The sequence below is a fragment of the Streptomyces sp. F001 genome (assembly GCF_004187715.1).
Lineage (GTDB): Bacteria > Actinomycetota > Actinomycetes > Streptomycetales > Streptomycetaceae > Streptomyces > Streptomyces flavusporus.
This window is the reverse complement of the sequence record NZ_QZWF01000075.1, coordinates 1-7,761: the sequence shown is the minus strand read 5'-3', so window position 1 is coordinate 7,761 and position 7,761 is coordinate 1. Positions and strand designations below refer to the sequence as shown.

The following is a 7,761-nucleotide window of genomic DNA, read 5'->3' as shown; positions in this document are numbered from 1 at the left end:
GGGGGAGGGCTGGGCCCCCCCCCGCCCGCCAGCGCGGCGATCGTGGCCGTGGCGACGAGCTGGACGGTGGCGATCCGCACGCCGGTCAGGATCATCGGGAGCGAAAGGGGCAGTTCCACGTGAAACATCACCTGGCGGCCCGTCATCCCCATACCCCGTGCCGCCTGCACGGTGCTGCGGTCGACCTCCCGCATCCCGACGTACGCGTTGGTGAGCAGCGGCGGTACGGCGAACAGCACCAGGGCGACGACTGTGGGCCCCTCGCCCCACTTGCCGATGGGGGTCAGCAGCAGAAGCACCAGGACCGCGAAGGTGGGGACCGCGCGACCGACGTTGGAGATGTTGACGGCGAGCGCGCCGCCCTTGCCGAGGTGGCCGAGGACGAGGGCGACGGGCAGGGCGATCAGACAGCTGACGACCAGGCAGACGACGGTGAGGACGAGGTGCTGCAGCAGCCGGTGCCAGACGCCCTCGGCGCCCGACCAGTGCGCGGGGTCGGTGAGCCAGGCCCAGGTGTCGGCGAGCGTACTCATGGACGGGCCCTCGTCCACGGCGTGATCAGTCGCTGGACGCCCAGCAGGAGCAGGTCCGCGACGACGGCGATCACCACACACAGCACCGACGCCGTCAGTACCTGCGCCTTGAAGTACGTGTTCATTCCGGAGTAGATCAGATTTCCGAGTCCGCCGAAGCCCACGATCGCGCCCACCGTCACGAGCGAGACCGCGGAGACGGTGGCGATGCGCAGTCCGGCCATCACGGCGGGCAGGGCGAGCGGCAGTTCGACGGTGAGGAGCTGCCGGACGGGGCCGTAGCCCATTCCGCGGGCCGCCTGCCGGGTGTCCTCGGGGACCGCCCGCAGACCGGCGAGGACGTTGCGTACGAGCAGGGTCAGCGAGTACAGCACCAGCCCGGCCACCACGAGCGTCGAGGACAGCCCGTACAACGGCAGCAACAGCGAGAACATGGCCAGGGACGGGATCGTGTACAGGATCGTGGTCACGGCGAGGACCGGCCCGGCCGCCCAGCCCCACCGGCGCCCCAGCACCGCCAGCGGCAGGGCGATGGCCAGGCCGATGAGAACCGAGACCGACGTCAGCTGCACATGCTGGACCACTGCGTCGAGGACGATCTCGCGGCGGCTGCTCAGATAGTCGCCGCAGATCCACTCGTTGCGCGCAAGGCAGTCGTCCGGGGTCACGGTCACCCGTCCATTGCATCGGGCGGGCCGTCGGGTCGCCTCGTTCTGGTGACCCGTACGGGGTGTCGCCGAGTACACCCCGCAACGCGCGGCACCGGTGGTCGGGGCAGTGGCGGTGGCCGCGTGAGCGGACCACGAGGGACGGTCGCTGCGGCAGCCGCCCCTTCCTACTCCAAGCCCGCCGCGTCGAGGAGCGCGGTCGCCGTGACCGTGGCCAGCCCGTCGTCCAGCGTCTCCACCCGGGCGCCGGCGCGGGCGCTCGCCCCGTCGAAGACCAGCATCAACTGGCGGGCCAGCAGCTCCGGATCGCGCGCTCCGCCCAGCTCGGCCTGGGCACGGAAGACCCCCTTCAGCCACTCCTTGCCGCCACGCGCGACCGCGTGCGCCGGGTGCTCGGGGTTCTTGAGCTCGACCAGCGCGGACAGATAGGGGCAGCCGCGGTAGTCGGGCTCCCCGGAGACCTGCTCCAGCTGTGCGAACACCCGCAGGATCCGCTCACGCGGCGTACCCGCGCCGTCGGGGCCGGACGTGAGCCGGGCCTCGTACGACGGAAGCCGCCGCTCCAGGCTCGCGGCCAGCACCTCGTCCTTGCTGTCGAACAGCTGGTACATGGACCGCTTGGAGACGCCGGCGGTCCGGCACAGCGCCTCGACGCCGATGGAGACGCCGTCGCGGTAGAAGAGCTCTGCCGCCGCGTCGAGCAACCGCTCCCGGGGGGACGCCTTGTCTGTCGTGGCCATACGGCGAGGCTACCGCGTCGCAGCACCGGGGGAAACCGATCGGTGTATCGAGGGAACCCTCGTGACAGCGTGGGTGAACAAGCGCTTAGATATGTGCTGGTTCCGATTCCCCGCACCACCGGAGGCCCGGTTGTTCACGTCCGTCGACGATGTCTCCGCACGTCTCGCCGAGACCGGCTATCTGGCCTCACCCGCGGTCGCCACGACCGTGTTCCTCGCCGACCGGCTCGGCAAGCCGCTGCTCGTGGAGGGTCCGGCGGGCGTCGGCAAGACGGAACTCGCCAAGGCCGTCGCGCAGGTGGCCGGGGCCCGACTCGTGCGGCTCCAGTGCTACGAGGGGGTCGACGAGTCACGGGCGCTGTACGAGTGGAACCACGCCAAGCAGCTCCTGCGCATCACCGCCGGCCGCGACGAGACCTGGGACGAGACCCGCACGGACATCTTCAGCGAGGAGTTCCTGCTCGCCCGCCCGCTGTTGACCGCCATCCGGGGCGACGACCCCAAGGTGCTGCTGATCGACGAGACCGACAAGGCGGACGTCGAGGTGGAGGGCCTGCTCCTGGAGGTGCTCAGCGACTTCCAGGTCACCGTCCCGGAGCTGGGCACGATCACCGCGACGCGCCGCCCCTTCGTCGTCCTCACCTCCAACGCGAGCCGGGAGCTGTCCGAAGCGCTGCGCCGCCGCTGCCTGTTCCTCCACATCGGCTTCCCCGAGGAGGAGCTGGAGCGGCGGATCGTCCGGCTGAAGGTCCCCGGGATCGACGCGGCGCTGACCGAGTCCGTGGTCCGGGTGGTCGGCGCCCTGCGCGCGATGGACCTGCGCAAGGTGCCGTCGGTCGCCGAGACCGTCGACTGGGCGCGCACCCTGCTCGCGCTCGGCGCCGACAGGCTCGACGAGAGCGTCGTACGGGACACCCTGGGCGTCCTCCTCAAGCATCAGGACGATGTCCTCAAGGCGGGGGCCAAGCTGGATCTGGACGCCGTATGACAACCGAGCCGTCGGATGTCGCATCCCGGCTGACGGGGTTCGTCGCCGCGCTCCGTGCGCACGGCGTGCGGATCGGCACCGGCGAGACCGTGGACGCGGCCCGGGCGGTGGAGGCCCTGGGGCTCGCGGACCGTGAGCTGCTGCGTGAGGGGCTGGCGGCGACGCTGCTGCACACCACAGGCCAACGACAGGTGTTCGACCCGGTCTTCGACCTGTACTTCCCGCGCGGCGTCGGCGCGCCCGAGGCCGGTACGGCGGACCGGGACGAACTGCGCGACCGGATTGCGGCAGCCCTCTCCGCGGGCGACACCGCGCTGCTGGGCCGGCTTGCGGCCGAGGCCGTCGACGGCTTCGGCGGATACGGGAGTTCACCGGCGTCCGACGGCTGGTCGTCGTACCAGACGCTGGACCGGATCCGCCCGCAGACGCTGCTCGCACGGGTCCGCGACAGTGTGCGGGCGCGGCCGGGTGAGGCGGGCTTCACCGACCGGCTGCTGGAGGACGAGATCCGGCGGCGCATCGAGGTCTTCCGCGGGCAGGTGGCCGCGGAGGCGCGGCGCCGGGTCGCCGAGCGGCGTGGCCGGGAGGAGATCGCCCGGCGGGCGGTGGCGCCGACCGCCGACCGGGTCGACTTCCTGTACGCCGGGAGGGACCGGCTGGCCGAGCTGCGTCGGACTGTTCAGCCACTCGCCCGCAAGCTCGCCACCCGCTTGGCCGCCCGCCGGCGCCGTGCCGCGCGGGGCAGCATCGACCTGCGGCGGACCCTGCGCGGATCGTTGTCGACGGGCGGGGTGCCGATGCGGCCGGTGCTGCGCCGGCGCCGTCCGGTCCGGCCCGAACTGGTGCTGCTGTGCGATGTGTCGGGCTCGGTGTCCGGCTTCTCGGACTTCACGATGCTGCTGGTGCAGGCGCTGCACGACCAGTTCAGCAAGCTGCGGGTGTTCGCGTTCGTCAACCGGATCGACGAGGTGACGGGGCTGTTGGTGCACGGCGCCGCCGACTCCGAGGGACTGGGCGCCCGTATCCGGTCCGAAGCGCGGCTCACGGGCTGGCACGGCAGCAGCGACTACGGCGTCGCGCTGGGCGAGTTCGCGGAACGGTACGGCGACGCGGTGGGCCCGCGGACGACCGTGTTCGTGCTCGGGGACGCCCGTACGAACATGAGCGACCCGAACCTGGCAGCCGTACGGCAGATCGCCGAACGGGCCCGCCGCATCTACTGGTTGAACCCCGAGCCACGCCCCCAGTGGGGCACAGGCGACTCCGCCGCCCCGGACTACGCCGACCTGGTCGAGATGCACGAGTGCCGCAATGCGCAGCAGCTCAGCACGCTGATCGCCCGCCTGCTGCCGGTCTGATCAGGCGGCGAGCTGGGGATACAGCGCCCCGAGGTCGGCCGACAGCCCCGCCTTGACCTGGCGTGAGATGTCGTCGGCCAGTACCTCGAACGCGCCGGACTCGATGCCGTCGAGGGCCTGGGCGGCCACGCTCTCGGGTGTGGACTTCGGCGCGTCGATCTTGGCGGCCATGTCCGTGTCGACGTATCCGACGTGCAGGCCGGTGACGTCGATGCCGCGCGGCCTCAGGTCGAGGCGCAGGGAGTTGGTCTGCGACCAGAAGGCGGCCTTGGAGGCGCTGTAGGAGCCGGCGAGTCCGATCCAGGACAGCACCGAGTGGACGTTGAGGATGTGGCCGCCGCCGTTGCGTTCCAGGACCGGGACGAAGGCACGGGTGACGAGGAGCGGCCCGTAGAAGTTGGTCTCGAACTCGCGGCGGACGTCCTCCACGGGCGAGTCGAGGAAGTTCGCGTTCACCGAGGCACCCGCGTTGTTGATCAGGATCGTGACGTCCTGTGCCTGTGCCGCGGCGGCTGCCACGGAGGCCGGGTCGCTCACCTCCAGAGCGAGCGGTACGGCGTCGGGGTGCGTGACCGTGCGGGGGTCGCGTGCGGTGGCGTACACCTTCTTCGCGCCGCGCTCGTACAGTGCCGCCACCAGCGCCTTGCCGATGCCGCGGCTGCCTCCGGTGACGAGGGCGACGGAGCCTTGGAGGGTTGTCATGGGAATCTCCTGACCTTCCGGACCGGCAAGAAAACCGATCGGTTTACCTGTCGCCTCCGACAGTAAACCGATCAGTTTCCATCAGGCAAGCGCGCAGGCCAGGTGAGACGGGCCTGCGCGGTTCACCCCTGTTGGGTTCGCTGGCTCTCCGAGGACTTCGCGTACTCCGTCGCCATGGCTCCCGCGAAGTCGTACGCCACGACCTGCTCGTCGCCCACGACCCAGGCGTCGTGTCCGGGCCCGCAGACGAAGACGTCGCCGGGGCCGACCTCGCCCTCGGCGCCGTCGTCCATGCGGATCCGCAGACGGCCCTGGACGATGTAGCCGTTGTGGTGGATCTGGCAGGAGTCGGTCCCCGCGATGGGGGCGATGGACTCCGACCAGCGCCAGCCCGGCTCGAAGGTGGCCACCGCGAAGTCGAGCCCCGCAAGGTGGACGGCCTCCAGGTGACCGCGCGGGAAGTCGCGCCGCTCGTCCGGCTTGTCGAGCGTCTTCACCTCGAACATAAGGGTCCTCCTTTCCGGCCGCGCCTGTTGCGGCCGGGGCCGGTCTCCGTCTCCCGCTCCCGTGGGTCGTGAGCGGAACCGGCGGGGCCGAGCCCCTCCCCTTCATCGTCCGCCCGTACGCCCCCTGCCCGCCACCTCCCTCACTCGCCTCCCGCGCAGAGCCGCGCGAAGCGGTCGGCGTCGACGTTGCCACCGGAGACGATCACGCCGATCCGGCGCGGGAGCCTGTCCACCCGGCCTGCGAGCAGGGCGGCCAACGGGGTGGCGCCGCTCGGCTCGACGACAATCTTCAGCCGCTCGAAGGCGAAGCGCATCGCCATGCGGATCTCGTCGTCACTGACCAGCTCGATCCCGTCGACGAGCCGCCGGTTCACGGAGAAGGTCAGCTCACCGGGCGTGTGCAGCGCCTGCCCGTCGGCGATGGTGCGCGGCACCGGAATGGCGATCCGGTGGCCTGCCTCGAGGGACCGCTTGGTGTCGTCGCCGGCCTCCGGCTCGATGCCGATCACACGGATGCCGGGGTGCATTCCCTTGGCCACGGTGGAGCTCCCGGCGATCAACCCGCCGCCGCCGACCGGTGTGATCAGCGCGTCCAACTCCCCCACTTCTTCGAGGAGTTCGAGTGCTGCAGTGCCCTGCCCGGCGATCACGTGGGGATGCTCGTACGGCGGGATGACGGTGAGACCCCGCTCGGCGGCCAGCGCTTCGGCGATGGCGACCCGGTCGCCGGTGTAGCGGTCGTACGTGACGATCTCGGCGCCGTAGCCGAGGGTGGCGTCCCGCTTGGAGGGCGGGGCGTCCTCGGGCATGACGATCACTGCGGTGGTGCCCAGTTCACGGGCGGCGAGAGCGACGGCCTGGGCGTGGTTGCCGGACGAGTAGGCGGCGATACCGCGGGCCAGCTGTTCGGGCGTGAGCCGGGAGGCGGTGTTGTAGGCGCCGCGGAACTTGAAGGCGCCCACGCGCTGGAAGTTCTCGCACTTGAGGAAGACCTCGGCGCCGACGAGCGCGTCCAGGGTCCGGGAGCGCAGCACCGGCGTGCGGTGGGCGACACCCTTGAGCCGGGCGGCGGCGTCCCGGACGTCGTCGAGCGTGACGGGCGGAGTGGTGGTCGTCACTGGTTGTCCCCCTTGGACGTCGGGTCGGTGGCGGCTCTGGCCTGGGAGAGGTAGCTGTAGGCGGAGGCACGAGAGATGCCGAGGCGGGCGGCGACCTGCTCGACCGCGCGGCGCACCGCGAACACGCCGCGCTCGTCCAGGCTGCGGAAGAACTCGAGGCGCTCGGTGCGGTCGAGGTCGGCCCACGTCTGGTGCTGGCGGAGCTGGTGAGCGTCGAGGATGGCGTCGACGACCGAGTCGATGTCGTTGCCGAAGGTGGTGACCGGCGCCGGTCCCGGGTCGCCGCCGATGCCGGCGAGGGCGCCGAGCAGCGCGTGGGCCTGCCGGACCGCGCCGGCGTCCACGTTGACGCACAGGGCTCCGAACACCGCTCCCGCGGAGTCGCGCAGCACCATCGTGGACGACTTGAGCAGTTGCCCGGTCCCGGTCCGCGTGACGTAGTTCAGTTCGTCGCGCGCCTCGTCGCCGCGGGCGAGCACCCGCATGCCGATCTCACTCATCGCCCCGCCCACCGCCCGCCCGGTGACCGAACCCGCGACGGCGACCACCGACTTCTCCGGCTGCCGGTAGTCGTGCAGCACGACCTCGCACACGGGGCCGAAGGTCGCCGCGATGCCATGAACCACCGGGACGAGGGCGCCGATGATCGCGTCCCGCTCGGCGTCCGGGTCGTGTTCGACCACACCGCACCCCCTTGGACTGAAAATCCAACACTGGACTCACAGTCTAATCCGAGGGGTCGGGAGGAGGGCAACGGCAATGGCCGGAAAACGCCGTGGCCCGCGCGAGGCAAGCCCTCCAACCCCGCAGCATGAGCGGCAAGTTCGCCTACGTTGGTGATCTGATCACCACCACCAAACTGCAGGAGGCTCTGCCGTGTCGGACTCCAACCCCGAGATCGTCGCTGCCGCGCAGACGCGCACCCGGATCGACACGTCCAAGCCGCATTCGGCCCGCTTCTGGAACTACTTCGTCGGCGGCAAGGACAACTACGAGGTCCCCCGGGAGATCGGGGACCACATCAAGGAGATCTTCCCCGGCCTCGTCGACGTGGCGGTCACGAGCCGGCACTTCCTGGGGCGGGCCGTCCGCTACCTGGCCGGAGAGCAGGGCGTGGGCGTGTGTCAGCACGATGGGGTCGTTGTCGA

At 71.0% G+C, this 7,761-nt stretch carries 10 protein-coding genes; 3 read left to right on the top strand and 7 right to left on the bottom strand.

Annotated elements, in window-relative coordinates:
• From StrepF001_RS43440 to StrepF001_RS43430, 3 genes are all read right to left on the bottom strand, one after another.
• A partial coding sequence (locus tag StrepF001_RS43440; RefSeq protein WP_129803588.1) for an ABC transporter permease occupies positions 1-533 on the bottom strand: 533 nt, incomplete at its 3' end.
• Entirely contained in the window at positions 530-1,207 is a 678-nt protein-coding gene (locus StrepF001_RS43435; RefSeq protein WP_129803587.1) for an ABC transporter permease, read from the bottom strand. The genes StrepF001_RS43435 and StrepF001_RS43440, both read right to left, overlap by 4 nt.
• A gap of 161 nt (positions 1,208-1,368) precedes the next feature.
• The gene (locus StrepF001_RS43430; RefSeq protein ID WP_129803586.1) at positions 1,369-1,941 is read right to left on the bottom strand and encodes a TetR/AcrR family transcriptional regulator; all 573 of its coding nucleotides are present in this window, start codon (positions 1,939-1,941) and stop codon (positions 1,369-1,371) included.
• A 130-nt stretch (positions 1,942-2,071) separates the two neighbouring features.
• On the opposite strand from StrepF001_RS43430, the gene StrepF001_RS43425 reads away from it, so the two are divergent.
• Both StrepF001_RS43425 and StrepF001_RS43420 read left to right on the top strand, forming a co-directional pair.
• Positions 2,072-2,929: a MoxR family ATPase gene (locus StrepF001_RS43425; protein ID WP_129803585.1), complete on the top strand. Its 858-nt coding sequence runs from the start codon at positions 2,072-2,074 to the stop codon at positions 2,927-2,929.
• Entirely contained in the window at positions 2,926-4,287 is a 1,362-nt protein-coding gene (locus StrepF001_RS43420) for a VWA domain-containing protein (protein ID WP_129803584.1), read from the top strand. The genes StrepF001_RS43425 and StrepF001_RS43420 overlap by 4 nt, the downstream gene beginning before the upstream one ends.
• Here StrepF001_RS43420 and StrepF001_RS43415 read toward each other — a convergent pair whose 3' ends face one another.
• The 4 genes from StrepF001_RS43415 to StrepF001_RS43400 form a co-directional block, all read right to left on the bottom strand.
• Positions 4,288-4,989 carry an SDR family oxidoreductase gene (locus StrepF001_RS43415; RefSeq protein ID WP_129803583.1) on the bottom strand — a complete coding sequence of 234 codons (702 nt, stop codon included), beginning with the start codon at positions 4,987-4,989 and terminating at the stop codon, positions 4,288-4,290. It lies immediately after the preceding gene.
• A gap of 122 nt (positions 4,990-5,111) precedes the next feature.
• Positions 5,112-5,495, bottom strand: a complete 384-nt coding sequence (locus tag StrepF001_RS43410; RefSeq protein WP_129803582.1) for a cupin domain-containing protein — start codon at positions 5,493-5,495, stop codon at positions 5,112-5,114.
• Between the two features lie 140 nt (positions 5,496-5,635).
• Positions 5,636-6,613 carry a pyridoxal-phosphate dependent enzyme gene (locus tag StrepF001_RS43405; protein ID WP_129803581.1) on the bottom strand — a complete coding sequence of 326 codons (978 nt, stop codon included), beginning with the start codon at positions 6,611-6,613 and terminating at the stop codon, positions 5,636-5,638.
• The gene (locus StrepF001_RS43400) at positions 6,610-7,296 is read right to left on the bottom strand and encodes a PAS domain-containing protein (protein ID WP_129803580.1); all 687 of its coding nucleotides are present in this window, start codon (positions 7,294-7,296) and stop codon (positions 6,610-6,612) included. The genes StrepF001_RS43405 and StrepF001_RS43400 overlap by 4 nt, the downstream gene beginning before the upstream one ends.
• Positions 7,297-7,489: 193 nt before the next feature.
• Between StrepF001_RS43400 and StrepF001_RS43395 the strand changes: the two genes are divergently transcribed.
• On the top strand, positions 7,490-7,761 hold a 272-nt coding region (locus StrepF001_RS43395), incomplete at its 3' end, for an SAM-dependent methyltransferase (protein WP_206307154.1).